This window comes from Stenotrophomonas sp. STEN046, assembly GCF_056759755.1.
Genome location: NZ_JBRRDR010000026.1, coordinates 38,916 through 62,249, shown reverse-complemented (window position 1 = coordinate 62,249; position 23,334 = coordinate 38,916). Strand labels below are relative to the sequence as shown.

21 protein-coding genes are annotated in these 23,334 nt (G+C 67.1%); 9 read left to right on the top strand and 12 right to left on the bottom strand.

Annotated elements, in window-relative coordinates; all coding sequences use genetic code 11:
* Positions 1 to 198 precede the first annotated feature (198 nt).
* The 3 genes from ACVOLJ_RS13265 to ACVOLJ_RS13255 all read left to right on the top strand — a co-directional run bounded on the left by ACVOLJ_RS13265 (position 199) and on the right by ACVOLJ_RS13255 (position 3,321).
* Positions 199 to 501: a hypothetical protein gene (locus tag ACVOLJ_RS13265; RefSeq protein ID WP_481564296.1), complete on the top strand. Its 303-nt coding sequence runs from the start codon at positions 199 to 201 to the stop codon at positions 499 to 501.
* Positions 502 to 657: 156 nt separating this feature from the next.
* Positions 658 to 1,590 (top strand): MBL fold metallo-hydrolase, encoded by a 933-nt coding sequence (locus ACVOLJ_RS13260; RefSeq protein ID WP_481564295.1) that lies wholly within the window; start codon positions 658 to 660, stop codon positions 1,588 to 1,590.
* Positions 1,591 to 1,668: 78 nt separating this feature from the next.
* Positions 1,669 to 3,321, top strand: coding sequence for a M28 family metallopeptidase (locus ACVOLJ_RS13255; protein ID WP_481564300.1), 1,653 nt, complete (start codon positions 1,669 to 1,671; stop codon positions 3,319 to 3,321).
* Between the two features lie 75 nt (positions 3,322 to 3,396).
* On the opposite strand, the gene ACVOLJ_RS13250 is transcribed toward ACVOLJ_RS13255, so the two are convergent.
* Positions 3,397 to 3,696, bottom strand: a complete 300-nt coding sequence (locus ACVOLJ_RS13250; RefSeq protein ID WP_481564299.1) for a hypothetical protein — start codon at positions 3,694 to 3,696, stop codon at positions 3,397 to 3,399.
* A gap of 67 nt (positions 3,697 to 3,763) precedes the next feature.
* The gene (locus ACVOLJ_RS13245) at positions 3,764 to 5,098 is read right to left on the bottom strand and encodes an MFS transporter (protein WP_180889850.1); all 1,335 of its coding nucleotides are present in this window, start codon (positions 5,096 to 5,098) and stop codon (positions 3,764 to 3,766) included.
* Positions 5,099 to 5,409: 311 nt separating this feature from the next.
* Between ACVOLJ_RS13245 and yedA the strand changes: the two genes are divergently transcribed.
* Together yedA and rarD are read left to right on the top strand one after the other, a co-directional pair.
* On the top strand, positions 5,410 to 6,315 hold the full coding sequence (yedA, locus tag ACVOLJ_RS13240) for a drug/metabolite exporter YedA (protein ID WP_475280929.1): 906 nt from the start codon (positions 5,410 to 5,412) through the stop codon (positions 6,313 to 6,315).
* The gene (gene rarD, locus ACVOLJ_RS13235; RefSeq protein WP_475280930.1) at positions 6,312 to 7,211 is read left to right on the top strand and encodes an EamA family transporter RarD; all 900 of its coding nucleotides are present in this window, start codon (positions 6,312 to 6,314) and stop codon (positions 7,209 to 7,211) included. Before yedA ends, rarD begins: the two co-directional genes overlap by 4 nt.
* A 116-nt stretch (positions 7,212 to 7,327) precedes the next feature.
* On the opposite strand, the gene ACVOLJ_RS13230 is transcribed toward rarD, so the two are convergent.
* The 5 genes from ACVOLJ_RS13230 to ACVOLJ_RS13210 form a co-directional block, all read right to left on the bottom strand.
* Positions 7,328 to 10,186: a TonB-dependent receptor plug domain-containing protein gene (locus ACVOLJ_RS13230; RefSeq protein ID WP_481564294.1), complete on the bottom strand. Its 2,859-nt coding sequence runs from the start codon at positions 10,184 to 10,186 to the stop codon at positions 7,328 to 7,330.
* 398 nt (positions 10,187 to 10,584) lie between these two features.
* Positions 10,585 to 11,901 carry an ABC transporter permease gene (locus ACVOLJ_RS13225; protein ID WP_481564293.1) on the bottom strand — a complete coding sequence of 439 codons (1,317 nt, stop codon included), beginning with the start codon at positions 11,899 to 11,901 and terminating at the stop codon, positions 10,585 to 10,587.
* A 10-nt stretch (positions 11,902 to 11,911) separates the two neighbouring features.
* Positions 11,912 to 13,069, bottom strand: a complete 1,158-nt coding sequence (locus tag ACVOLJ_RS13220; RefSeq protein ID WP_481564292.1) for an ABC transporter permease — start codon at positions 13,067 to 13,069, stop codon at positions 11,912 to 11,914.
* 14 nt (positions 13,070 to 13,083) lie between these two features.
* The gene (locus ACVOLJ_RS13215) at positions 13,084 to 13,773 is read right to left on the bottom strand and encodes an ABC transporter ATP-binding protein (RefSeq protein ID WP_049435531.1); all 690 of its coding nucleotides are present in this window, start codon (positions 13,771 to 13,773) and stop codon (positions 13,084 to 13,086) included.
* A 104-nt stretch (positions 13,774 to 13,877) separates the two neighbouring features.
* Positions 13,878 to 15,125 (bottom strand): efflux RND transporter periplasmic adaptor subunit, encoded by a 1,248-nt coding sequence (locus tag ACVOLJ_RS13210; protein WP_475280934.1) that lies wholly within the window; start codon positions 15,123 to 15,125, stop codon positions 13,878 to 13,880.
* Between the two features lie 202 nt (positions 15,126 to 15,327).
* Between ACVOLJ_RS13210 and ACVOLJ_RS13205 the strand changes: the two genes are divergently transcribed.
* Genes ACVOLJ_RS13205 through ACVOLJ_RS13190 form a run of 4 tightly spaced genes read left to right on the top strand, consistent with a single transcriptional unit; the run spans position 15,328 to position 18,817 of the window.
* Positions 15,328 to 16,224, top strand: a complete 897-nt coding sequence (locus tag ACVOLJ_RS13205; RefSeq protein ID WP_481564291.1) for an ABC transporter ATP-binding protein — start codon at positions 15,328 to 15,330, stop codon at positions 16,222 to 16,224.
* The gene (locus ACVOLJ_RS13200; RefSeq protein ID WP_481564290.1) at positions 16,221 to 16,997 is read left to right on the top strand and encodes an ABC transporter permease; all 777 of its coding nucleotides are present in this window, start codon (positions 16,221 to 16,223) and stop codon (positions 16,995 to 16,997) included. Before ACVOLJ_RS13205 ends, ACVOLJ_RS13200 begins: the two co-directional genes overlap by 4 nt.
* A 6-nt stretch (positions 16,998 to 17,003) precedes the next feature.
* The gene (locus ACVOLJ_RS13195; RefSeq protein WP_481564289.1) at positions 17,004 to 18,218 is read left to right on the top strand and encodes a sensor histidine kinase; all 1,215 of its coding nucleotides are present in this window, start codon (positions 17,004 to 17,006) and stop codon (positions 18,216 to 18,218) included.
* Positions 18,215 to 18,817, top strand: a complete 603-nt coding sequence (locus ACVOLJ_RS13190; protein WP_475280938.1) for a response regulator transcription factor — start codon at positions 18,215 to 18,217, stop codon at positions 18,815 to 18,817. The genes ACVOLJ_RS13195 and ACVOLJ_RS13190 overlap by 4 nt, the downstream gene beginning before the upstream one ends.
* A gap of 49 nt (positions 18,818 to 18,866) precedes the next feature.
* On the opposite strand, the gene ACVOLJ_RS13185 is transcribed toward ACVOLJ_RS13190, so the two are convergent.
* From ACVOLJ_RS13185 to ACVOLJ_RS13165, 5 genes are all read right to left on the bottom strand, one after another.
* On the bottom strand, positions 18,867 to 19,403 hold the full coding sequence (locus ACVOLJ_RS13185; protein WP_481564288.1) for a cytochrome b: 537 nt from the start codon (positions 19,401 to 19,403) through the stop codon (positions 18,867 to 18,869).
* Positions 19,400 to 20,503, bottom strand: coding sequence for a catalase family peroxidase (locus ACVOLJ_RS13180; protein WP_475280940.1), 1,104 nt, complete (start codon positions 20,501 to 20,503; stop codon positions 19,400 to 19,402). The genes ACVOLJ_RS13185 and ACVOLJ_RS13180 overlap by 4 nt, the downstream gene beginning before the upstream one ends.
* A gap of 143 nt (positions 20,504 to 20,646) precedes the next feature.
* Positions 20,647 to 22,014, bottom strand: coding sequence for a leucyl aminopeptidase family protein (locus ACVOLJ_RS13175; RefSeq protein ID WP_475280941.1), 1,368 nt, complete (start codon positions 22,012 to 22,014; stop codon positions 20,647 to 20,649).
* A gap of 3 nt (positions 22,015 to 22,017) precedes the next feature.
* Positions 22,018 to 22,746, bottom strand: a complete 729-nt coding sequence (locus tag ACVOLJ_RS13170; protein ID WP_475280942.1) for an HAD family hydrolase — start codon at positions 22,744 to 22,746, stop codon at positions 22,018 to 22,020.
* Positions 22,747 to 22,814: 68 nt separating this feature from the next.
* Positions 22,815 to 23,282 carry a hypothetical protein gene (locus ACVOLJ_RS13165; protein WP_481564287.1) on the bottom strand — a complete coding sequence of 156 codons (468 nt, stop codon included), beginning with the start codon at positions 23,280 to 23,282 and terminating at the stop codon, positions 22,815 to 22,817.
* Between the last annotated feature and the right edge of the window lie 52 nt (positions 23,283 to 23,334).

Here is a 23,334-nt window from a genome sequence, read left to right as displayed (position 1 = left end):
GCGTGGGGGCGGCGTGCGCGGCGCTGGGGGGCGCGGGGGGGGGGGGGGGGGGGGGCGGCCGGGGCCGCGGGGGGCGGCGGGGCGCCGGCGGCCGCCCTCCCCCCCCCCCCCCCCCCCCCCCCCCCCGGCGCTACAGGGACGCACGCCACCCATGGCATGATGGGTGCGCGCCGCCGGCGCGATGACATGGAGTCTGCGATGGCCTGGTTGTCGCTGCTGCTGTTCCTGCCCTGGTTCATCCTGTTGGGCAGCCTGTACTGGCTGTTCCCGCGCCAGCCGCGTACCGCGCGGCGGCGCCTGTTCGATGGTGCTGCTCTGGCCTTGGCATTGCTGCTGAGCATCCTGGCGATGCTGTGGGGCCACCACATCGGCCTGGTGCAGCCCGGCGCCGGGCCGATCTGGCCGCAGGTGCTGGCTGTGCTGTACGCCTACGGTGCGTTCCTGGCGGTGCTGGTGCTGGCCCTGCTGCTGCGGCCGCGGTTCGCATTGCGCTGCGACTGATCGGTAGTGCCGGCCGCTGGCCGGCAACTGTATTCACCTGGCTGCCCCGAGGTTGCCGGCCAGCGGCCGGCGCTACCCGACCAAAGCCGCATCGAACATGGGCCGCCTGCGCGCCTACCATGGGGGTCTGTCCCTGATTCCGCCAGGTGCGTGCCGATGACCGCCGACCCCAGCATCCACACCATCGATACCGGCTTCCAGCGCGCCAGTTTCGATGCCGCCTACCTGATCGTCGAGAACGGTCGCGCGGCTTTCGTCGACTGCGGTACCGGCCTATCCGTGCCTGCAATGCTGCAGGCGCTGGCCGGTGCGGGGTTGGAAGCAGCGGCGGTGGACTGGCTGCTGCTGACCCATGTGCACCTGGACCACGCCGGCGGTGCCGGCGTGTTGATGCAGCAGCTACCGAATGCGAAGGCGGTGCTGCACCCGCGCGGTGCGCCGCACATGATCGATCCGACCCGACTGATCGCCGGTGCCACGGCGGTGTACGGCGCCGATGAGATCGCGCGCAGCTATGGTCGCATCGAGGCGATTGCCGAGCACCGCGTGGTGGTGGCCGAAGACGGCCATCGCATCGACCTGGCCGGCCGCGAGCTGTTGCTGCTGCATACGCCGGGCCACGCGCTGCACCATTACTGCGTGTGGGACGCGCGTAGCCGCAGCTGGTTCACCGGCGATACCTTCGGTATCTCCTACCGCGAACTGGACAGTGCGCAGGGGGCTTTCATCTTCCCCACCTCATCGCCGGTGCAGTTCGATCCAGAAGCGATGAAAGCCTCGATCCAGCGCATGCTGGGCTACGCGCCGCAGGCGATGTACCTGACCCACTACGGTCGCGTCGAACAGGTCGAGAAACTGGCTGTGGATCTGTTCGAGCAGATCGATGCGATGGTGGCGATCGGACGCCAGTGCGACGGTCGTCCCGACCGCCATCGCTGCCTGTTGGCGGCATTGCAGGCGCTGTACCTGGAACGTGCACAGCAGCATGGCTGCGCGCTGGACCAGGCCGCAGTGGCCGAGGTGCTGGCGATGGATATCGAACTCAACGCGCAGGGCCTGGCCTGCTGGCTGGACCGCGAGCGCCGCTGATCGCTGCACACGCGGATGGGCACGTCCACGTTACACTCTGGTGACTCCCAAGCTAGCCGTGGTATTGCCGTGAATCCGATGCGCGTGTTGCTGCTGTCGTCCTGCCTGTTCGTCGGTGGCCTGGCCCATGCGGCCAACGACCTGCCCGGCGGCGGCATCGATCCGCAGGCACTGTCGCGCCACGTGCGCGTGCTGGCGTCGGATGAATTCGAAGGCCGTGCGCCGGCCAGTGAAGGCGAAGAGCGCACCGTGCAGTATCTGATCGAGCAGTTCCGCAGCTACGGCCTGCAGCCGGGCGGCGTGGATGGCAGCTGGGTGCAGCCGGTGCCGCTGGTGCGGGCGCAGCTGGATGGACCGGCCAAGGCCAACCTGGCGTTGAAGGGCGGCAAGCGCGCGCTGGCCAACGGCGTGGATGTGACCCTGCAAAGCCTGCAGCCGCGCAAGCGCGTGCAGATCAAGGATGCGCCGCTGGTGTTCGTCGGTTACGGCATCGACGCACCCGAACGGCATTGGGATGATTACAAGGGCGTCGACCTGCGCGGCAAGATCGCGGTGATGCTGATCAACGACGCCGATTTCGAAACCGATGCGCCGGGTGCGTTCGATGGCAAGGCGGTGACCTACTACGGTCGCTGGACCTACAAGTTCGAGGAAGCCGCGCGCCGCGGTGCCGAGGGTGTGCTGATCGTGCACGAGACCGCGCCGGCCGCTTACGGCTGGGCCACGGTGAAAAGCTCGGGTACCTCGCCGCTGTTCGATATCGAACGTGGCCAGGCCGAGGCGATGGCCCAGCACACGCCGCTGCGCGGCTGGATGCAGCGCGAGCTGGCCGAAGCGATCTTTGCCGACGCCGGCCTCGATTTCGATGCCGAGAAGCGCAAGGCCATGCGGGCCGATTTCCGCCCGGTTGCCCTCGACAATGCGAAGCTGAGCGTGGAGTTCGCGCTGAAGCGCGAGCAGGTGGTGACCCGCAACGTGGTGGCCAAGCTGCCTGGTGGCGAGCATGGCGATGAGGCGGTGATCTTCTCCGCACACTGGGATGCCTTCGGTATCGGCCAGGCCGATGCCAAGGGCGACCGCATCCGTCGCGGTGCGATCGACAATGCCACCGGCGTGGCGACCGTGCTGGAACTGGGCCGGGTGTTCGCCGCTGGCCCGCAGCCGCAGCGCACGTTGTACTTCGTTGCCTTGACCGCCGAAGAGAAGGGCCTGCTGGGCGCCAGCTACTACGCTGCGCACCCGCTGGCGCCGTTGGACAAGACCGCCGCAGTGCTGAACATCGAGATGTTCAGCCCGGACGGCGCAACCCGTGACATCGCCTCGTGGGGCAAGGGCCGGGTAACGCTGGAAGCTGACCTGGAGCGCGTGGCCAAGGCCCGTGGTCGCAGCTACAGCCCGGACCCGAACCTGGAAGCCGGCTTCTTCTACCGCGCCGACCACTTCGCTTTCGCCCGCTTGGGCGTGCCGGCGATCACCATCGGCCCGGGCCTGGACAAGCTGGAGGGTGGTGTCGAGGCCGGCCGCGCGCTGCGTGAGAAGTACTTCGCCGACTGCTACCACCAGGCCTGTGATGCCTGGACCCCGAGCTGGGACCCAGCCGGCCATGCCGCCGATACCCTGCTGGTGTACGACCTGGGCGCGGAGCTGGCAAACAGCCGCCGCTGGCCAACCTGGGAAAAGGAATCGGAATTCCGCGGCGAGCGCGACAAGAGCGAAGCCGCGCGCCGTTGAGGGGAGTGCCGGCCACTGGCCGGCAACCTCATGAACCTTCGGAAAGAACAGGGTAATGCCGGCCAGCGGCCGGCATTACCCGCGTCGGCGCAGTAGTGTCCACGCACCCCAGCCGCTGGCGGCGAGCGCTGCGAGGTAACACGCCACCATCGTGCGCATTCCCACTGCATGCAGCGGGCCCGGGCGGGCACTTGCGCGCATCTGCAGCGAACTGTGGCCGCCGCCCAGGTCCGTGGCCAGCTGCAGCGCCAGTGCGGCGCTGAACACCAACAAGGCCACTCCAAAAGCGATGCGCGGCCATGTCGCCTGCGCGGCGGGGCGGCGCAGCAGCCAGGCCAGTGCGGTGGCTGCTGCCAGCGTCGCCGCGAGCCACATCAGTGGAGTGGCAGGAGACGCAGCAGCCACCGGCATTGCACCGGTGGCTGCGATCACTACGGCGCGCTTACTTGCGGGTGCCGTCGAGCCAGTTCGGGCCCTTGTTGGTGAGGAAGAAGACATAGACCACCAACGATACCGCGATCGTTGCGGTGACGTAGATGGCGAACCAGTCCACGTGGCCGGTCTTCAGTGCGCCCTGGTACAGCAGCGGGGCGGTGCCACCGAACAGCGAGTTGGCCAGCGCATAGCCCAGGCCGACGCCCAGTGCACGCACATGGGTGGGGAACAGTTCCGCCTTCACCACCGCGTTGATGGAGGTGTAGCCGGTGAGGATGACAAAGCCCAGCGCCAGGGTGAGGAAGGCGAAGGTGGCATCGTGCTGGTGCGGCAACTGGGTGATCAGGTACCAGCTGTACAGCACGCCGCCGACACCGAAGAACACCAGCAGGGTCTTGCGGCCGATGATGTCCGACAGCCAGCCACCGACCGGCTGCAGCACCATCAGGAAGGCCAGCACGCCCAGGTTGATCAGGGTGCCGGTCATCGGGTCATTGGCGGCGAACGCACTCTGGATCATCTTCGGGCCGTTCACCGAATAGGTGTAGAAGGCCACGGTGCCACCGGCAGTGATCAGGAAGCACAGCAGCAACGGGCGCCACTGGTGCACGAACAGCTCGTACATCGAACCGGACTTCTGCGCCTTGCCTTCGCGTGCAGCTTCAATGGACGACTCCGACAGCGACTCGTCCATGCCACGGCGCAGCCAGAACACCACCACTGCGGCGATGCCGCCGATGCCGAAGGCGATGCGCCAGCCCCATTCGGAGATTTCCGGCTTGCCCCAGAAGGTCAGCATCAGCAGCAGGGTCAGCTGGGCCAGCACATGGCCACCGACCAGGGTGACGTAGTGGAAGGAGGACAGGAAGCCGCGGCGACCAGGAATGGCTGCTTCGGACATGTAGGTGGCGCTGGCACCGTATTCGCCACCGGTGGCGAAGCCCTGCAGCAGCCGCGCGAACAGCAGGATCACCGCCGCCCAGATGCCGATGCTGGCGGCGGTTGGGGTGATGGCGATGAGGAATGAACAGGCCGCCATCAGCGTGACCGACACCGTCAGGGCCTGGCGACGGCCGTGGCGATCGGCGAAGCGGCCGAAGAACCATGCACCGATCGGGCGCATCAGGAAGGTCGCAGCGAAGATCGCCCAGACGTACATCGTGGAGTTCTTGTCGTCGGGTGAGAAGAACTGCGATTCGAAGTAAACGGCAAATACCGAGTACACATAGACGTCGTACCACTCCACCAGGTTGCCGGCGGAGCCTTTGAGGGTATTGGAGATGGAACGCCGCAGCGCGGCGCCGTCGGTGCTGGGGACAGCGGAATGGGACGTGGTGCTCATCCGGGTGGGAATCCTCGATGCGGCGCTTCCGTGCGGGAAAGATCGGTGCCAGCCGCGCGCGGGGCGCTTGCGGCCAGCCTCCTAGGTACTGCATCCCACGTCAACGCCGGGTGCCGGAGGGGCGGGCGGGGAATGGGACCGGACAGGGTGACAGCGGGCGCCGGACTGGCCTATAGCTAAATCGTCGTACGCCCTTTCGCGTCCGGCATCCGGGAAGATCGCCCATTTGCGTTGCAGTGTGTTGAAAACCGGGGTTATTTCAGCCGGCCGAACGTCCTAGAATCCGCGTTCCCCCAGCTCCCTGGTGCGTCATGTCGGCTCCCCCTGTTCCGTCTGCGGCTGCCCCCCGGGGTGGCCTTGTCGCGTTGGCGCTGCTGCTGGTCTACGTGGTCTGGGGGTCGACCTACCTGGGAATCGCCAAGGCCCTGCACGGCGGCGCGCTGCCGCTGACGATGGTCTCCGGCAGCCGGTTCATCATTGCCGGCGGCCTGATGTTCCTGGCCCTGCGCCTGTTCTGGAAGATGCCGAACCCGACGCTGCGGCAGTGGCGCAACCTGGTCATCATGGGCGTGACCATGCTGGTGCTGGGCAACGGCATGGTGGTACTGGCCGAACGCGAGGTGTCTTCGGGCCTGGCCGCCACGGCGGTGGCCTCGGTGCCATTGTGGATGGCGCTGTTCTCGGCGCTGCGCGGCCAGCACGCCAGCAAGGGTGAATGGCTGGGCATCGCCGTCGGCTTCGTCGGCGTGGTCTGGCTCAATGCCGGCAGCAGCCTGACCGCTTCGCCCACCGGGCTGGTGCTGCTGCTGATTGCGCCGATCGGCTGGGCGTTCGGCTCGGTGTGGGCGCGCGGGCTGGACCTGCCGGGCCCGTTCATGACCGCCGCCGGTCAGATGCTCTGTGGCGGCGTGCTGCTGGTGCTGATCGGCCTGGCCGTTGGCGAGCGTCCGACCACGCTGCCCGATACCGGCGGTCTGCTGGCGATGGCCTACCTGTGTGTGTTCGGTTCCATCGTGGCGTTTACCGCCTATGTGTGGCTGCTGCAGAACGTGCGCCCGGCGCTGGCCGGCAGCTACGCCTACGTCAATCCTGTGATTGCTGTCCTGCTGGGGGCTGCATTGAATGGCGAACGTTTCGGTTGGCGGGACTTCCTGGCCATGGCGGTCATACTTCTGGGCGTGGTGGTGTTGACGATGGCGAGGACGCGCAAGCGATGAGCATGGACGAGAACGAACAACGCCGGGGCCTGCTGGTCACCGCCTCCACCTTCGTGCTGTGGGGGCTGGTGCCGGTGTACTGGCACCTGCTCAACGAGGTGCCCTCGTTCCAGATCATCGCCCATCGCATCATCTGGAGCGCGGTACTGGTGGTGGGCTGGCTGCTGATCGCCTCGCGCCTGGGCTGGTGGCAGAAGATCGCCGCGCAGCCGCGCGCGCTGCCGATCCTGCTGCTGTCGAGCCTGACCATCGCCTTCAACTGGGGCCTGTACATCTGGGCGGTGAACGCCGGGCATGTCATCGAGACCAGCCTGGGCTACTTCATCAACCCGCTGGTGAACGTGCTGCTGGGCGTACTGGTGCTGAAAGAGCGCCTGCGCCGGGTGCAGTGGCTGGCCGTGGCGATCGCTGCGGTGGGCGTGGCCTGGCTGACCATCGACGCCGGCACGCCGCCGTGGATCGCGCTCGGCCTGGCGTGTTCGTTCGGCCTGTACGGCCTGCTGCGCAAGCTGGTGTCGGTCGATCCGGTGGCCGGGCTGGGCGTGGAAAGCCTGTACCTGTTCCTGCCGGCGCTGGGCTTCGCGCTGTGGTCGGAAAACGGGCATGGCGGTGGCTTCTTCGGCGGCTGGGGCTGGGGCAACGATCTGCTGCTGGTGTTCGGCGGCGTGATCACGGCGGTACCGCTGATCGGCTTTGCCTACGGGGTGAAACGCATCCCGTTGTCGCTGGTCGGCATCCTGCAGTACATCGCGCCCAGCCTGCAGCTGCTGCTGGGCGTGTTCTTCTTCCACGAAGCGTTCGATACCGGCAAGGCGATCGGGTTTGCGGCGATCTGGGCCGGCCTGGTGCTGTTCGTCGGCGACAACGTGCGCGCGATGCGGGTTGCGAAACGGTAGCGCCGGGCCATGCCCGGCGAAGGCGGTGCAAAAAAGAACGGCGCCCCGAGGGGCGCCGTTCTGCTTCCATCCACGGCCAGGAGAGAGTTGGCCGTGGCGGGAACGCGGTTGCAGGCTTAGAAGCGCTGCTGGTACTTCATGTACATGAAACGACCAATGTCGAAGCCACCGTAGTAGGTGAAGCTGCTGTTGGGCTGGCTGTACATGATCGGACCCTGGTGGTCGAACACGTTGTTCAGGCCCAGCGACACGGTGCCATCCCACGGCAGGCTGTAACGCACCTGCAGGTCGTGGAAGGTGTTGGACCCCACCTTGCGGCTCGGCTGTGCATCGGTATACGGCGAAACGAAGTCGGCCATGTTGCAGTCCGGGCCACCGCCCAGATCGTACGAACAGGCTTCCTTCATGCCGGAGTAGTAACGCGCGGTCCAGCCGATGCCAAGGTTGCCGTACTGCCAGTCCAGGTTGACGGTCGAACGCACGCGGAAGTCACCGGCCCAGCCCACGCGCTGCTCCACCGGGGTGGTGGCGGCGCTGTCGTTGCGCTGTTCCAGGTAGTCGGTGTAGGTGGTGTTCCAGTTGATGGCGAACTTGCCGTACGCGGTTTCCGGCAGGCGGTAGCGCACGCCGATGTCATAGCCGGCGGTTTCGCGGTAGCCGGCATTGACCAGCGAGCGATCCAGCGCGGTCACCTGGCCACGAGTGGCCGCAGCGGTGGAACGGGTGAAGCGGCCGCATGCCGAATCCACACCCTGCACATAGCACTGGTTGAGGATGTCGGTGGCCGACTCGCCGACGATGGCGTTGTCGATGCGGATCTTCCACCAGTCCAAGCTGATGTCCAGGCCCTGCACGAAGTCCGGGCTGTAAACCAGGCCGACGGTCCAGGTCTTGGCGGTTTCCGGCTTCAGTTCCGGGTTGGAACCGGAGTTGAAATCGGAGGTGGCCTGCTGGCCCGGGCGGTTGGCAACATTGCCATCCGAACCGGTCTGCTGGCGGAAGTTCGTCGGCACGTTCAGCGCCTGGCAGCGTGCTGCCACGGTGGCGCTGCTGGCGGCGATACCGAACTTGGAATCGCACGGGTCGGTGAACGAATCACGGCTGGACACCGCGCCGCCGTAGAGGTCATCCACGGTGGGTGCACGGAAGCCGGTACCGTAGGTCGCGCGCACCAGCAGGCTGTCGATCGGCTTCCACTTCAGGCCGAACTTGCTGTTGGTGGTCGAACCGAAGGTGTTGTAGTCGGTGTAGCGACCTGCCAGGTCCAGCGACAGTTCGCGCGCGAACGGCATGTCGGCCAGCAGCGGCACCTGCATTTCCAGGTAGACCTCGTTGAGCGAGTAATCGCCACGGGTCGGCTGGCCGGTGGTGCCGGCGATCTGGCCCTTCTGCACCATCAGGTCCGGGGTGTAGCTGGCTTCTTCGCTGCGGTGCTCAAAGCCCATCGCACCCATGATGTCACCGGCCGGCAGGGTGAACAGCGAGCCGGAGATGTTGGCGCTGGCCACCTTGGTGGTGCTGCGCATCTTGTCGACGAAACGGGTGAACAGGTAGTCCTGCACGTCCTGGTTGCCCAGCGAGCCGGGGCCGGTGTAGCCCATCGGCGCGGCCGGATTCCACGGCACGCAGCCGGCAATCACCGCACCCGGTGCGCCGCAGCGGGCCACGTCGCCGTCCATGAAGGACGGGCCGACGGCCTGGTTGACGTGCGGCTGGTACATGCTGCCGGTGCCAACGCGCTCGCCTTCATTGCGGTTGTACATGTAGCTGACGTTCCAGTCCCAGTAACGCGAACCGGTTTCGAAGCTGCCTTCCAGGCCGAGGCTGGCACGCTTGGTTTCCAGCGTGTTCTCGGTACCGCGCGGCAGTTCTTCAGTGCGGTGCGAGAACAGGACGTCCTGGCCCCACTTGTTGAAGGTGCTGTCCTTGGACAGCGCCGCGCGGGTGCCATTGCGGGCCTGCGCGGCCGAGACCGAGTACGGGTAGCCGGCCAGGTGCTTGGTCGACTCGCGCTTGCTGTACAGCGCGTCGGCGACGATGCGCAGGTTGTCGGTGATCGAGAAACCACCGTTGGCGAACACCGAAGTGCGGTCCAGGCCGCTCAGCAGGCTCATGTTGGTCTTGGCGTTGGCACCATCAGCCGGGTTCGGCGTGTGGAAGTTGCCAGCCTGGCTCGGATCACCGCCGGGGCCCACGGTCAGCGGCTTGCCGCCCACGGTGACAGTGCCCCACTGGGTGGTCGGGCTCAGCGCGTCGACGTCATCGGCGTGGCGCGGGCCACCCGGGTAGCGGCTGAACTCGCGGTCCTTGCCGAGGATCTCGTCTTCCTTGGTGCGCTCGGCACCGACGCTGAACCAGCCGCGGTCGAAGGTCTTGCCGAAGGTCGCGCTGTAGGAGCGCTTCTGGCCGTCGCCTTCACCGTACTGGCCGACATAGACGCTGGCTTCGCCACCATCGAAGTTCTTGCGGGTGATGATGTTGACCACGCCGGCGATGGCGTCCGAGCCGTACAGTGCCGAAGCACCGTCGGTCAGCACTTCCACGCGGTCTACGATCGCCGAAGGAATGGAGGCCAGGTCGGAGTAGCCGCCGGCGCTGACGCCCATGCGGCGGCCGTCGATCAGCACCAGGCTGCGTTCCGGGCCGAGGTTGCGCAGGCTGACATACATGCCGCCGAAATCGCGCGAGGAGCTCAACGAGGACGAGCGGCTCAGGCTCGGTGCGCCGGCTGCAGTGACGTCCTGCAGGATGTCGGCAACGTTGACGTAGCCCTTCTTCTCGATGTCGGCGCGGTTGATGGCCACTACCGGCTGCGCGGTCTCGACACTGGCCTGGCGGATGCGCGAGCCGGTGATTTCGATGCGGTCGAGGTTGGTGGGGGTATCGCCGGCTTCCTGTGCGAAGGCGGGGGTGGTGCAGCTGGCGGCCAGCGCGATGACGATCGCGTTGCGCAGCGGGGTGGTCTTCAGGGACATCCGTGAAATCTCGTGTTTCAGAAAAAACATGCGTCCGTTCTGTGGACGCGTGGGGTGCTGCAAACCAACGTGGGGCCGGGATTCTAAGGTGTTTTCATCGGTAACTGTTTGTCCGCGCGCGCTGTAATGACGCGAATATGAATCGCACCCAACAATCCACAGGTGAGTTGTGCGCAACGTCACGCCGACGGCGTTTTCGATGAGCAGAGGCACCGATAGCGGCAGTGATTGCGCAATCTGTAATCGTTGTCGCGTGCGTACACGCATCCATCCACGCATGGCGTGGATCTACTGCAATAACAGCGTCATCCACGGCATGCGTGGATGACGCCCAAACAAAAAGGGACGGAGCCTTCGCTCCGTCCCCTGCAAAATGCTATTTCATGCTTGCGCGGTGATCAGGTCTCGCGCAGCGCCGTGGTGATCGGCAGTCGCGCGGCGCGCAGTGCCGGGAACAATCCACCGACCAGGCCGATGCCCAGCGCCCATTTCAGCCCGCTCCACAACAGTTCCGGCGATACATGGAACTTGAACACCACCGCGCTGAAGTTGCTGCCGATGGTGGACACGCTGTAGCCGTTGAACAGCAGCCATGCCACCGCGCAGCCGAGCAGTCCGCCGAGCAGGGCCAGCAGCATGGTTTCCAGCATCACCGCCGTCACCACCGGCAGGCCACGGAAGCCGATCGCACGCATGGTGGCGATCTCGCGTGCACGCGTGGCCACGGCGGCATACATGGTGTTGAGCGCACCGAATACCGCACCCACCGCCATGATCGTGCCGATCACCTTGCCAAGGATGTCGATCAGCTTGGTCAGCCCGCCGCCCTGCTTGCTGTAGTAGACGCGGGTGGTTTCCACGTCCAGTTTCAGGCGCGGATCGGCGGCCACCGCTGCTTTGAACTGATCGAAGCCGGCCTTGCCGTCGGTGCGCACGCTGATCGACTGCCAGGCACTGCGCTGGTAGGTGGTGGCCAACGTATCGGCATCGGTCCACAGCTCCGAATCGTGGGCATCGCCGGTGGCGAACACACCCACCACCGTCCATGTCTGATTGCCCAGCGTAAGCGTCTTGCCGACGTCCATGTCGCGGAACTGGCCCTTCGCGCCCTGACCCACCACGATCTCGCGCAGGCCGGTGGCGAACTTGCGGCCTTCCACGATCTTGACCTTGTCGTGCACAGCCCACGCCTGTGGGCCGACGCCGCGGAACTGCGCGTTGACGTCGGTGCCATCGGCCTTGGAGACCAGGTTGACCACCTGCGACAGCTCCGGCGACAGCAGGGGCCGACCTTCGGCATCGCGGCTGATACCGGGCAGCGTGGACAGCGTGGGCACCTGCTCGCGGGTGATGACCGAGTTGGTCTCGGCCTGCGAGCCGCCACGCAGCACGATCGCGGTGGTGTCATCGCCGGTGTTGTTGAGCGTGGCCTGGAAGCCTTCGCCCATTGCCAGCATGGCCACCAGCACGCCGACCACGCCGGCGATGCCGATCACGATCACCGACGATGCACCCCAGCGTTGCGGCAGGCTGGCGATGCCGATGCGGGTGGCGGCCAGGGCCAGCCGCCCGCTGCGGGTCAGCAGCAGCCACAGTGCAACCAGTACGGTGATGACCAGCACGCCGATCCACGGCAGGCCGATCCATACCACCAGACCCACGGCCAGCAGCAGCACGGTCGCCGCATTTCCCAGCCACTTCTTGAGCTTGTTCATGACAATGTCCTCAGCGGCCGGCCAGTGCATCGACGATCTTCAGGCGCTTGGCCCGCAGCGCGGGCAGCAGCCCGACCACGATGCCGATCACCACGATCAGGACGATGCCCACCAGCCAGGTGGGTGTGGGTACGTGCGGCGGCAGCATGCCCATGCTCTTCGGGCTGATGGCCGGCAGGATCAATGCGGCCAGGCCCATGCCGATCAGGCCACCCAGGCCGATCAGCAGCACCGATTCGACCATCACCAGGGTCAGCACCGTGCTGTCCTTGAAGCCCAGTGTCTTCAGCGTGGCCAGTTCCGGCACGCGCTCGCGCACGGCCTGGGCCATGGTGTTGCCGGTCAACAGCAGCAGGGTGAAGAACACCGCACCCATGATCGAGGTGACGATCATGCCGATGTCGGCGAACTGCTTGACGAAGGCCTGCTGGAACGCCGATTCGGTCTGGGTCTTGGTTTCGTGGTCGGAGTTGGCCGAGATTGCATCGATGGCCTGCGCCACCCGCGAGGACTGGTCCGGGTTGTCCAGCGTTACCGTGTACCAGCTCACCTGGTTCTTGATGTAGTCGTTGGATTCATCGAAGTACTTCCAGTTCATCATCAACTGGCGTTCTTCATTGGCGGCCAGGGCGCGGTCCTTGGAGCGGTAGATGCCCTTCAGCTCCAGCGGCCAGTCGTTGCTGCCACCGCGCGGGAAGATCGTGGCCTGCATCGGGATGGTGTCGCCGATCTTCCAGCCGAACTGCTTGGCCAGGGTTTCGCCGACGATCGCGCCGGTGCGGGTCTGCTGCCAGTCGTGCAGCTGCGCCGGGTCGATCTGCAGTTCGCGGTACACGTCGAAGTAGTTGGGTGCCACCGAGAAATTCGGGAAGAAGTTCTTCGGGTCCTGGTAGATGCCGCCGAACCACATGCCGTAGGTGACATCGCGTACGCCGGTCACCTGGCGGATATTGGCTTCCAGGCGGATCGGCAGCGACTGGGTGATCGACAGCCGCGAGGCCACCACCAGCCGGTTCGCGCCTTCCACGCTGCCGCCCGAGGAAAAGGCCACGCGCACCGAATCGAGCATGCCGAACAACAGGAACGCGGCCACCACCGACAGCAACGTCAGCAGGGTGCGGGTGCGGCTGCGGAACAGCTGCGCCCAGACCAACGAGAAGTATTTCATCGCTGTGGCCTCCGTCAGTGGGCCAGCGGCGCGTCGGCCAGCTCGCCCTTGTCCAGGTGCACCGTATGGGTGGCGTACTCGGCGGCCTTGGGATCATGGGTGACCATGATGATGGTCTTGCCGTGTTCGCGGTTGAGCTGCTGCAGCAGGCCCAGGATCTCCTCGGCAGACTGGCGGTCGAGATCGCCGGTAGGTTCGTCGCAGATCAGGAAGGTCGGGTCGGACACGATCGCGCGGGCGATCGCCACGCGCTGCTGCTGGCCGCCGGACAATTCGTTCGGGCGGTGGCTGCGGCGATCGGCCAGGCCGACCAGGGTCAGCGCGATCTCGGCGTTGCGCTTGCGCTGCGCCGCGCTGAGATGGGTCAGCAGCAGCGGCAGTTCCACGTTCTTCTGCGCGGTCAGCATCGGCATCAGGTTGTAGAACTGGAACACGAAGCCGACGTGGTGGCTGCGCCAGGTGGACAGCTGCCCGCCGCTCATCTGGTCGATGCGTTCGCCTTCGATGCTGATTTCGCCGCCGCTGGGATTGTCCAGGCCGCCGATCAGGTTGAGCAGGGTGGTCTTGCCCGAACCGGACGGGCCCATCAACGCGACGAAGTCGCCGCTGGCGATGTCCAGGTCGATGCCGTGCAGCACCTGCACTTTTTCAGGGCCACGCTGGTAGGTCTTGGTGATGTTGCGCAGTGAAACCAGGGTCGACATGGGTGGTTCTCCACGAAAGGCGGGAAACGGGAAGTCGCGCCGGCCGATGGCCGGAGGCGTGCGTCGAGCGGTACTGCCGGCGGCGCCGTGCAGGCGCCGGGCCGTTATTGCGCTTGTTTCTGTTGCACCTTGGCGCCATCGCGCAGGTTGTCTGGCGGATTGATCACCACCAGCTCGCCCGCGCTCACGCCCTTCAGGATCTGCCGGTCCTTGCCCATCGCCTGGCCGGCGTCGACCGTGCGCTGCTGTACGCGGTTGTCATCGCCCAGCACGAAGGCCACCGATGCCGCATCGCGCTGGACCACTGCGCTGGCCGGCACGCGCACGCCCTGCGGCTTGGCCGCTGCCTGGGGCTGCGCCTGTTCCAGGAAGCTGACCCGCACGCCCATCTCCGGCACGATGCGCGGGTCTTTCACCTTCAGCGCCACGCGCACCTTCACCGTGGCCTTGCCACGGTCGGCGGTGGGAATGATGGCGATCACCTCGGCCGGGATCTTCCATTCCGGATAGGCATTGAGCGTGGCTTCCACCGGCATTTTCGGCTGCACGCGGCCAATGAAGGCTTCGCCCACTTCGACTTCGATCTCCAGCGACTCCATATCCACAATGGTGCCGATGCCGGTACGGGTGAAGCCACCGCCGGCCGACAGCGGCGAGACGATTTCGCCGGGCTGGGCCGCCTTGGCAGTGACCACGCCGGAGAACGGCGCGCGCACGATGTTGTTGTCCACGCCCAGGTCGGCAATGGCGAGCTGATCGTTGGCGACCCTGACATTGCGCTGCGCGGTTTCCAGCTGTGCACGCAGGCTGTCGCGCTGGGCCACGGCCTGGTCGTACTGGGAACGCGAGACCAGCTGCTGGCCAACCAGTGCCTGCAGGCGGCCTGCTTCTGCGGCAGCCTGCTTCTGCTGTGCCTCCAGTCCGGCCACCTGGCTGCGCGCGGCCTGCAGCTGCGATGCATACAGGCTGCGCTGCGCATCGGCATCGATCGGATCCAGGGTGGCCATGATCTGGCCCTGCTCCACGCGCATGCCTTCTTCGATCATCACCTCGCGCACCTTGCCGGTGATCTTGGCCGAGACGGTGGCCATGCGCCGGGCGACCACATAGCCACTGGCATCGAGTACCGAACTGCTGGCACCGCCTTGCTGGATGGCCACCGCGGGCGCGGTTTCCACTTCCACGGCAGGGGCGCGGCCGAACAGTGCGAAGGCACCCCCGGCCAGCAGCAGGATGATCACGGCCACGACGATCCACAGCCAGCGACGTCCCCCGTTGCCGCCGCTGGAGGCGGGCGGTGGCGACTTGCGGTCGATGCGGAGTTCCTTCAACAGCTCGGCAGAAGCGTTCATTCGTTCCATCACAGGCGTTCGGGCGGGTGTGACCGGAAGGGCGGACTGCAGCGGTTCCGGCGGTGGAGCGTGCGGCACAGCATGACGGCAGGCACAGCGATGACGGCAGTGACAGCTGTCATCCGAAGACATTGACGGTGGCAACTGCGAAATGTGACCACGGCGGCACAGGATGGCAACGTCCCCGCTACCGGTACTGCCCATGGATCCGATCGCCCCGTCGTTGGCCCACCTGCGGCAGGTGCAGGTGCGCTACCGCGACCATACCGCCCTGCACGGTATCGACCTGCAGGTTCGCGCTGGCCAGGTGCTGGCGCTGCTGGGCCGCAACGGTGCCGGCAAGAGTACCGCGATCAGCGTGCTGTTGGGCCTGCGCCGCGCCGATGCCGGCCAGGTGGCGCTGCTCGGTGGCGACCCGCAGCTGCGCGCCTGCCGCCTCGGCCTGGGGGTGATGCTGCAGAGCACCAGCCTGCCGCCGATGCTGCAGGTGGACGAGCTGGTGGCACAGGCCAGTGCCTGCTATGCCGATCCCCTGCCGCTGCCTGACGTCCTGCAGCGCGCCGGCCTGCGCGATCTGGCCACGCGCCGCTACGGCCAGCTGTCCGGCGGCCAGCAGCGCTGCGTGCAGTTCGCCATCGCGCTTTGTGGGCGGCCACGCGTACTGTTCCTGGACGAGCCCACCACCGGCCTGGACATCCAGGCGCGGCAGGCGATGTGGCAGGCGATCCGGCAGTGTGTGGCCGAAGGCTGCGGCGTGCTGTTGACCACCCACTACCTGGAAGAGGCCGAGGCGTTGGCGCAGCGGGTGGTGGTGCTGGAGCAGGGGCGGGTGCTGGTCGATGCGCCGTTGTCGGAACTGCGCCTGGCCGACCGACCGCGGCGTATCCGCTGCCGCAGCACGCTGGCGGTCGATGAGGTGCAGCAGTGGCCGGGTGTGCAGCAGGCGCAGCGGGAAGGCGGACATCTGCAGCTGCTGGCCAGCCCGGCCGAGCCGGTGGTGGCGCGCCTGCTGGCAGCCGACGCGCAGCTGCGCGAACTGGAAGTACAGGGCGCGGCACTGGCCGATGCTTTCCTCGATCTGACCCGGGAGGCCGCATGAACGCCCTGACCAGCACCCCACCCGTACCGGCATCTGCCTGGCGCCAGGCACTGCGCCCGTACCGCGCCGAACTGCTGGCCGAACTGCGACGGGCCTGGCGCACACCGGCGTTCGCCGTGCCCTCGTTGTTGTTTCCGGTGCTGTTCTACCTGCTGTTCGGCGTGCTGCTTGGCCGCGGCCACGCGCCGCTGTACCTGCTGGCCACCTACTGCGTGTTCGGGGCGATGGCACCGGCGTTGTTCGGCTTCGGCGTGCAGCTGGCGCTGGATCGTGAAGGCGGCCTGCTGACGCTCAAGCGCGCGCTGCCGATGCCGGCGGCGGCGCCATTGCTGGCGCGACTGGCAATGGCGGTGCTGTTTGCGCTGCTGGTGGCGTTGCTGCTGATTGGCGTCGCCCGCGTGCTGGGAGGCGTGCACCTGCAGGCAGTGCAGATGCTGCAGCTGCTGGCGGTGGCCGGACTGGCCGCGCTGCCGCTGGGCGCCATCGGCCTGCTGATCGGCAGCCATGCCAGTGCCAGTGCGGCGCCGGCAATGGTCAACCTGGTCTACCTGCCGCTGGCGCTGCTGTCCGGCCTGTGGCTGCCACTGTCGGCGCTGCCGAACGTGTTTTCGACGATGGCGCCGCTGTGGCCGACCTGGCATCTGGCGCAGCTGGCGCTGCCGGTGGTCGGGCTGCCGTCGGTGGGTGCTGTCACCGGCCACCTGCTGGTGTTGCTGGCGGTGACCGTGGTCGCGTTGCTGCTGGCGCGTCGGCGCCTGCGCCGGATCGGCTGAACTGGCATGATCGGCAGCGATCCTCCCCGCCTGGAATCACCCGTGTCGTCGAGCTGGCTTGCGTCCCTGCTGCGCCCTGCACCGGATTCGGCGGTGGCCGAACTGCTGCGGCGTGGCAAGTCGCCCTGGAGCGGTGCGATCCATCTGCTGTGGTCGGTATGGATCTTTCTCACCCCGGTGCTCGGCAACGGCTTCACGCTGCGCTGGCTGCTGCTGACCCTGGCCAGCTACCCGCTGTTCCTGCTGCTCTATGCGAAGGTGATGCTGGCGCCACGGCACCACGCGTGGCGCTACGCGCTGGGCATGATCGCGATGGCCCTGGTACTGCTGCCGTGGTATCCGTCGGGGCTGAGCTACTTCGTGTTCGGCTGCGTGATGATCCGCATGAGCAGCCGTGGCGGCTGGTGGGTGTATCTGCTGCAGCTGACCGGATTGAACCTTCTGTTCTGCAGCACCGCGCTGTATTTCGGTTACCCGTGGCAGGCCATGGTGTGGATGCCGGCGGTCTCGTTCATCGTCGGGCTGGTGGTCAACGTCGAGGCCCTGAGCCAGCAGCGCGACGTGGCCCTGCAGCTGTCCCAGGACGAAGTGCGGCGGCTGGCGACCACCGCCGAACGCGAGCGTATCGGGCGCGATCTGCACGACCTGCTGGGCCACACGCTGTCGCTGATCACGCTGAAGCTGGAACTGGCGCGCAAGCTGTACGACCGCGACGATGCGCGTGCGCGGCAGGAGATCGGTGAAGCCGAGGCCATCGCCCGCGAAGCGCTGGCACAGGTACGCAGTGCGGTGACCGGCATCCGCGCCAGCGACCTGGCCGGCGAACTGGCATCGGCGCGCCTGCTGCTGGAGTGCCAGCAGGTGCACCTGCAGTACGCGCCACCGCCGCCGATGCCGGTGGAGGTGGAGCGCGGGCTGGCGCTGGTATTGCGCGAGGCCGCCACCAACATCGTGCGCCACGCGCAGGCGACCCAGGTGCAGGTGGATTTCATGCTTGAGGGACGACAGTTGGCAATGCAGATACGCGATGACGGCCGCGGTGGCGTGCAGGCCGAGGGCAATGGCTTGTGTGGCATGCGTGAGCGGGCCGCGGCGCTGGGTGGCCAGCTGACCCTGCACTCGCCACGTGGCGAAGGCACGGTGCTGACCGTGCGCGTGCCGCTGGTGGCTGCCACCACACCGTTGTCGCCTGCAACAGTGGCACAGGGGGGCGCGGCATGATCCGCATCCTGCTGGCCGAAGACCAGGCCATGGTGCGCGGTGCGCTGTCGGCGCTGCTGGGCCTGGAGCCGGACATTGACGTGCTGGGCAGTGCTGCCGATGGCGAGACCGCCTGGCGCATGCTGCAGCAGCTGCAACCGGACATCCTGGTGACCGACATCGAGATGCCGGGCCTGAGCGGGCTGGAGCTGGCCCAACGCATCGCCCGCCATGAACTGCCGATCAAGGTGGTGATCGTGACCACCTTCGCCCGCGCCGGCTTCCTGCGCCGCGCATTGGAGGCGGGTGTGCTGGGTTACCTGTTGAAGGATGCGCCGGCCGAGAACCTGGCCGACGCCCTGCGCAAGGTGAAACAGGGCATCCGTGCGATCGATCCACAATTGGCGCTGGATGCATGGTCGCAGGCCGATCCGCTGACTGACCGCGAGCGACGTGTGCTGCGTCTGGCCGGCGAAGGCCGTACCGCCAGCGAGATCGCCGAGCAGCTGGGGCTGTCGCATGGCACGGTGCGCAATTACCTGTCCGAGTGCATCGGCAAGCTGGGTGTCGCCAACCGCATCGAGGCCTACCGGCTGGCACGGCAGAAGGGGTGGTTGTAGGGGCGTGCCCCAACGCATCGGTAGCGCCGGGAACACCCGGCGAACCCGATCAATCCTTCCCGCGTGCCATCGCCTGGAACACGCCATCGCGACGCACCCACAGGTGGAACAGCGCGGCCCCCACGTGCATCAGCACCGTGGCGAACAACACATAGGCCAGCAGGCTGTGTGCATTGCGCAGCGCCGCATACAGCGACGGCGTGTGCGGCACGATGGCCGGCAGCTGCAGCCCGCCACCCAGCACGATCGGATAGCCGCCGGCCGACAACATGGCCCAGCCGATCAGCGGCATCGCCAGCATCAGGCCATACAACATCCAGTGCGAAGCCTTCGCTGCCAGCACCTGCCAGGCGGGCAGGTCGGAGGGCAGCGGCGGCGGACGATGGCGCAGGCGGTTGTACAGGCGCAGCACCGCCAGCAGCAGGATCGCGATACCCAGTGGCCGGTGCAGGTCGATCAGCATCGGCCGCAGCTGCAGCGAGGCGACCATGGTCACGCCCACGAACAGCATCGCGATGATCATCAGCGCCATCGACCAGTGCAGTACACGGGCGAGCAGGTTGAAATGGCCGTTGCCGGTGTTCATCGTGCGGCCTCCTTCGGCTGTTCAACCGTGCCGGCGGCACGTTCGCGCTCGCGGCGGTTGAAGGACTGCGAGTACACCGCCGAGCGTGCGGCCAGGATCGGGTCATCACTGCCACGCACGCCGCTGGGCAGGATCAGCGGATCGAAGTTGAGCTGGCCACAACTGCCTTCTTCCTGCGACTGCATGCGGTCCAGGCTGAGCACGCCGGCCACCACCTGCTCGCGCACATCCGGCCACGGCTGCGAGGGGTCGTCAATGGCGTCGCCCGGCTCTGCAATGCTGACCACCAGGTTCCAGCGCACCGGCCCGGCTGCCAGGCGCTGCTGCAGTTCCTGGCTGAGGAAATCGATGCTGGCCTGCTTGCGCGCTTCGGCGTCCATCTCCACCACCGCGGCCTGCGGTTGCCAGCGCCAACGCACCGCGCGCTTCTGCCCCTGCGCGTTGGTGAACCAGAAACTGTTGACGCTGTTGAACGTGGTGTTGGCCCAGCTGCTGGTCCAGGGGGCGTTCCTGGCCCATTGCTGGAACGCCTGCGCGCTCGGGTATTTCGCCAGCACGGCGGCCATCTTCGCCGGGTCCGGCTTGCCGGTCGCCGGGTCGGGGACGGACGCACGGGTCTGCTCGAAGAATGCCTCGGCAGTGGGCACCGCAAAGAACGGGAAACTGTTCATCGCCATCCGCCATTCCTGGCCGTCATCGCCAACCATCTGTACGGCCAGGCTGCGAACGCGTGCGGTGTTGTCTGCACCGTAAGGGTCGCCGCCGCCAATCGACAGGCGGCCAAGTACGGGCACGCTGGATTGGGAAAACACCCGCGCGCTGGACAGGGTCTGCGCCTGTGCGCTGGGCTCGAACCAGCCGGCAACGCACACGCCTTTGCTGTGCGCGCGGCGGAAGCCGGGGTGGGCCGGCCCGGTCGATTCGATGGTGTCGGTGAAGCGCTGCGCGGTCAGGCGGTTGCCGATCCAGCCTGCCAGCCAGGCAAAGGTCAGCGCGGCTGCACCCAGGATCAGCGCGATCAGCGCCAGCCAGGGCAGCGGTGAATGCCTGCGCGGGGAGCTCGGCCCTTGGCCGGCGCGGGTATAGCGGAAGAGCGACATGGGCCAGGACCTGCCTTCACGGAGCGTGTGGGTGGGCGACCCGCACATCCTCGCAGAACCCGGCCGGGGCCGAAATTCAATTTTTCGTCAGATTTGCCGGCCCCACCAGGGCGGGTAGCGCCGGGCCATGCCCGGCGGCTCCATCAGGCGTAACGCGCCTTCAGCATCGCCCACGCCGAACGCAGTGCCAGCGCTTCGCCACCGGCCGGGCGACCCGGGCGCTCGCCATCGTTCCAGGCGTACACATCCAGGTGTGCCCAGCGCTGGCCATCTTCCAGGAAGCGTTCCAGGTACAGCGCGGCGGTTACCGAGCCGGCCATGCGCGAACCGGCGTTGGCCAGGTCGGCGATGCCGCTGCTCAGGTAGCGCAGGTACGGGCGCCACAATGGCATGCGCCACACCGGGTCGCGGGTGGCATCGCCGGCCTGCAGCCATTGCTGGGCCAGCGTGTCGTCGTTGCTGAACAGCGCTGGCAGATCCGGGCCCAGCGCGATGCGTGCCGCGCCGGTCAACGTAGCGAAGTCCAGCACCAGGTCCGGCTTCTGCTCACCGGCAAAGGTCAGCGCGTCGCACAGGATCACCCGGCCTTCGGCATCGGTGTTGTCGATTTCAATGCTGAGGCCCTTGCGGGTGGCGATCACTTCGCCCGGACGGAACGCATCGGGGCCGATCGCATTTTCCACCGCCGGCACCAGCAGGGTCAGGCGCACCGGCAACTGCTGGGCCATCACCAGCCCGGCCAGCGCCAGCGCGTGCGCCGCACCGCCCATGTCCTTTTTCATGTTGCGCATGCCATCGGCAGGCTTGATGTCCAGGCCGCCGGTATCGAAGCACACGCCCTTGCCGACCAGCGCCAGCGCCGGATCGGTTGCCTTGCCCCAGCGCAGCATGATCAGGCGCGGTGCGCGGTGCGAGGCACGGCCGACGGCGTGGATTGCCGGGAAATTCTGCTGCAGCAGTGCATCGCCGGTGATGGCCTCGACCTCGGCACCGTGTGCCTCGGCCAGGGCGCGTGCCGCGTCTTCCAGTTGCTGCGGGCCCATGTCTTCGGTCGGCGTGTTGACCCAGTCGCGCACGCGCAGGCTGGCGGCGATCAGGTCGGCCACTTCGCCCGACGGTGCGGCAACCAGCTGCGCCGGCGCGCGGTTGCGCTTGCGGTAGCGGTCGAAGCGGTAGCTGCCCAGGCCCCAACCCAGCTGCAGCAGCGCCTGTTCGGCGGCAGGCAGTTCGCTGGCGAGCTGCCATACGCTGCCTTCCGGCAGTGCATGCGGCGCATGCGCATAGCTGTACGCATCGGCGCGATCACCCACGCCGATCACCGCGCCGGCCAGACCGTCGGCGCCCGGCAGCAGCGCCACCGAGTGCGCGCCGGCGGTGAAGCCCTGCGACTTCAGCCAGGCCTGGATGGCGGCCGGCTGGCCGTTCTTCCATGCCTCGAACTGGGTGCGGTCAACCACGTGCAGCGGCAGCGCCGCAGCCGTGTCGGCAGTGAAACCAGTGATCTCGCTCATGCGTCAGGTACTCCGGGATTGGTCAGCGTCGGCGGCATCGGCGGTGGCATCAAGCCAGTCGGCCAGCCCGGTGAGGGTGTCGAACTGCAGGTCCGGCTGCAGCTGCGGGTGGTTCCAGGTGGCCGCTTCGCGGTTGATCCAGCAGCCGCGCAGGCCGGCGGCCATGGCGCCGGCCACGTCCATCTCGACGTGGTCGCCCACATGCAGCACCTGTGCCGGAGGCACCCCCAGGCGCGCGCAGGCGGCGTGGAAAATACTCGCTTCCGGTTTGGCTGCGCCGTGCTCGCGCGCACCCAGCTGGAACGTGAAGTGATGGGCCAGGCCGATCCGTTCCAGGTCGGCATTGCCGTTGCTCAATGCGGCCACCGGTACCCGTGCGGCGATCCGCGCCAGCGCGTCCAGTGCGTCGGGGTAGCACTCCACCTGGTTGCGCGCGGCATAGAACACTTCATAGGCCGGTTCCAGCAGCTCCAGGCTGGCGCCGCTGTTTTCCAGCGCCTCCTGGATTGTCAGGCGGCGCAGCGCGCTCAGGTCGAAATGCAGGTGCGGATTGTCGCGGAACGAGCGCTCGCGCAGTTCGCGCATCGCCGCTACCGGGTACATCGCAGCGGTGGCGGGGCTGTGCTCACGCATCCAGTCGAACAGGACCTGGTCGATGCGGGCACCGATAGGAGCGAACGGCCACAACGTATCGTCGAGGTCGAGGGTGATGGCTAGGACAGGAAATTTCACCCCGCCATTCTATCCCCGCCCGCGCGAGCTTTCATGCACCGCGACGGACCGGGGTGCTGCAGGGCGCGTCAGCGCAGGTCGTAGGAGCAGCCGATGGTGGTCTGGCCATCGGAACGCTGCACGTCCAGGTTGTGCCGGCCCACTTCCCGCGTGTAGGTGCCTGCCACCGGGTTGGACAGCTTCGCCAGTGCTGCGACCTGTTCGACGCTGGCCGCGCTGAAGTACGCGGTGAAACTGTCCACGCCATCCTCACCGCTGTCGCCGTCGTACGCCTGCAGGCGGTTCACTGGCTGGCCCAGCACCATCAGCGGCGTGGTCAACAGGAATTCACCGCTGGATTCGCCGTTTTCCGCACGCAGCGGTGGTGGCGCCAGTCGCTGGGCCATCGCTTCGAACTGCCTGGGAGTGAGGTGGCGCTTGCAGGTGACTGCTTCGACCAGCTGGGCACGCGCCTGATCGGCAGCCGATGGCGTGGCGGCGAAAGCAGGGAAGGCAAGGCAGGCAAGGGCGAGGCAGCGCGTGGCGAACGACGTCATCCGAACGGATCCATCCGAAAAAAGGGGGCCATATTCTGCCAGCTTTGCCCGT

Bases quoted from the DNA above. Each gene is read 5' to 3' on its own strand.
- ACVOLJ_RS13165 (WP_481564287.1), bottom strand. From the start codon at position 23,282: ATGACGTCGTTCGCCACGCGCTGCCTCGCCCTTGCCTGCCTTGCCTTC.
- ACVOLJ_RS13195 (WP_481564289.1), top strand. From the start codon at position 17,004: ATGATCGGCAGCGATCCTCCCCGCCTGGAATCACCCGTGTCGTCGAGC.
- ACVOLJ_RS13225 (WP_481564293.1), bottom strand. From the start codon at position 11,901: ATGAACAAGCTCAAGAAGTGGCTGGGAAATGCGGCGACCGTGCTGCTG.
- ACVOLJ_RS13220 (WP_481564292.1), bottom strand. From the start codon at position 13,069: ATGAAATACTTCTCGTTGGTCTGGGCGCAGCTGTTCCGCAGCCGCACC.
- ACVOLJ_RS13250 (WP_481564299.1), bottom strand. From the start codon at position 3,696: ATGTGGCTCGCGGCGACGCTGGCAGCAGCCACCGCACTGGCCTGGCTG.
- ACVOLJ_RS13230 (WP_481564294.1), bottom strand. From the start codon at position 10,186: ATGTCCCTGAAGACCACCCCGCTGCGCAACGCGATCGTCATCGCGCTG.
- ACVOLJ_RS13265 (WP_481564296.1), top strand. From the start codon at position 199: ATGGCCTGGTTGTCGCTGCTGCTGTTCCTGCCCTGGTTCATCCTGTTG.
- ACVOLJ_RS13245 (WP_180889850.1), bottom strand. From the start codon at position 5,098: ATGAGCACCACGTCCCATTCCGCTGTCCCCAGCACCGACGGCGCCGCG.
- ACVOLJ_RS13215 (WP_049435531.1), bottom strand. From the start codon at position 13,773: ATGTCGACCCTGGTTTCACTGCGCAACATCACCAAGACCTACCAGCGT.
- ACVOLJ_RS13200 (WP_481564290.1), top strand. From the start codon at position 16,221: ATGAACGCCCTGACCAGCACCCCACCCGTACCGGCATCTGCCTGGCGC.
- ACVOLJ_RS13260 (WP_481564295.1), top strand. From the start codon at position 658: ATGACCGCCGACCCCAGCATCCACACCATCGATACCGGCTTCCAGCGC.
- ACVOLJ_RS13175 (WP_475280941.1), bottom strand. From the start codon at position 22,014: ATGAGCGAGATCACTGGTTTCACTGCCGACACGGCTGCGGCGCTGCCG.
- ACVOLJ_RS13255 (WP_481564300.1), top strand. From the start codon at position 1,669: ATGCGCGTGTTGCTGCTGTCGTCCTGCCTGTTCGTCGGTGGCCTGGCC.
- ACVOLJ_RS13210 (WP_475280934.1), bottom strand. From the start codon at position 15,125: ATGAACGCTTCTGCCGAGCTGTTGAAGGAACTCCGCATCGACCGCAAG.
- ACVOLJ_RS13190 (WP_475280938.1), top strand. From the start codon at position 18,215: ATGATCCGCATCCTGCTGGCCGAAGACCAGGCCATGGTGCGCGGTGCG.
- ACVOLJ_RS13180 (WP_475280940.1), bottom strand. From the start codon at position 20,503: ATGTCGCTCTTCCGCTATACCCGCGCCGGCCAAGGGCCGAGCTCCCCG.
- yedA (WP_475280929.1), top strand. From the start codon at position 5,410: ATGTCGGCTCCCCCTGTTCCGTCTGCGGCTGCCCCCCGGGGTGGCCTT.
- ACVOLJ_RS13185 (WP_481564288.1), bottom strand. From the start codon at position 19,403: ATGAACACCGGCAACGGCCATTTCAACCTGCTCGCCCGTGTACTGCAC.
- ACVOLJ_RS13205 (WP_481564291.1), top strand. From the start codon at position 15,328: ATGGATCCGATCGCCCCGTCGTTGGCCCACCTGCGGCAGGTGCAGGTG.
- rarD (WP_475280930.1), top strand. From the start codon at position 6,312: ATGAGCATGGACGAGAACGAACAACGCCGGGGCCTGCTGGTCACCGCC.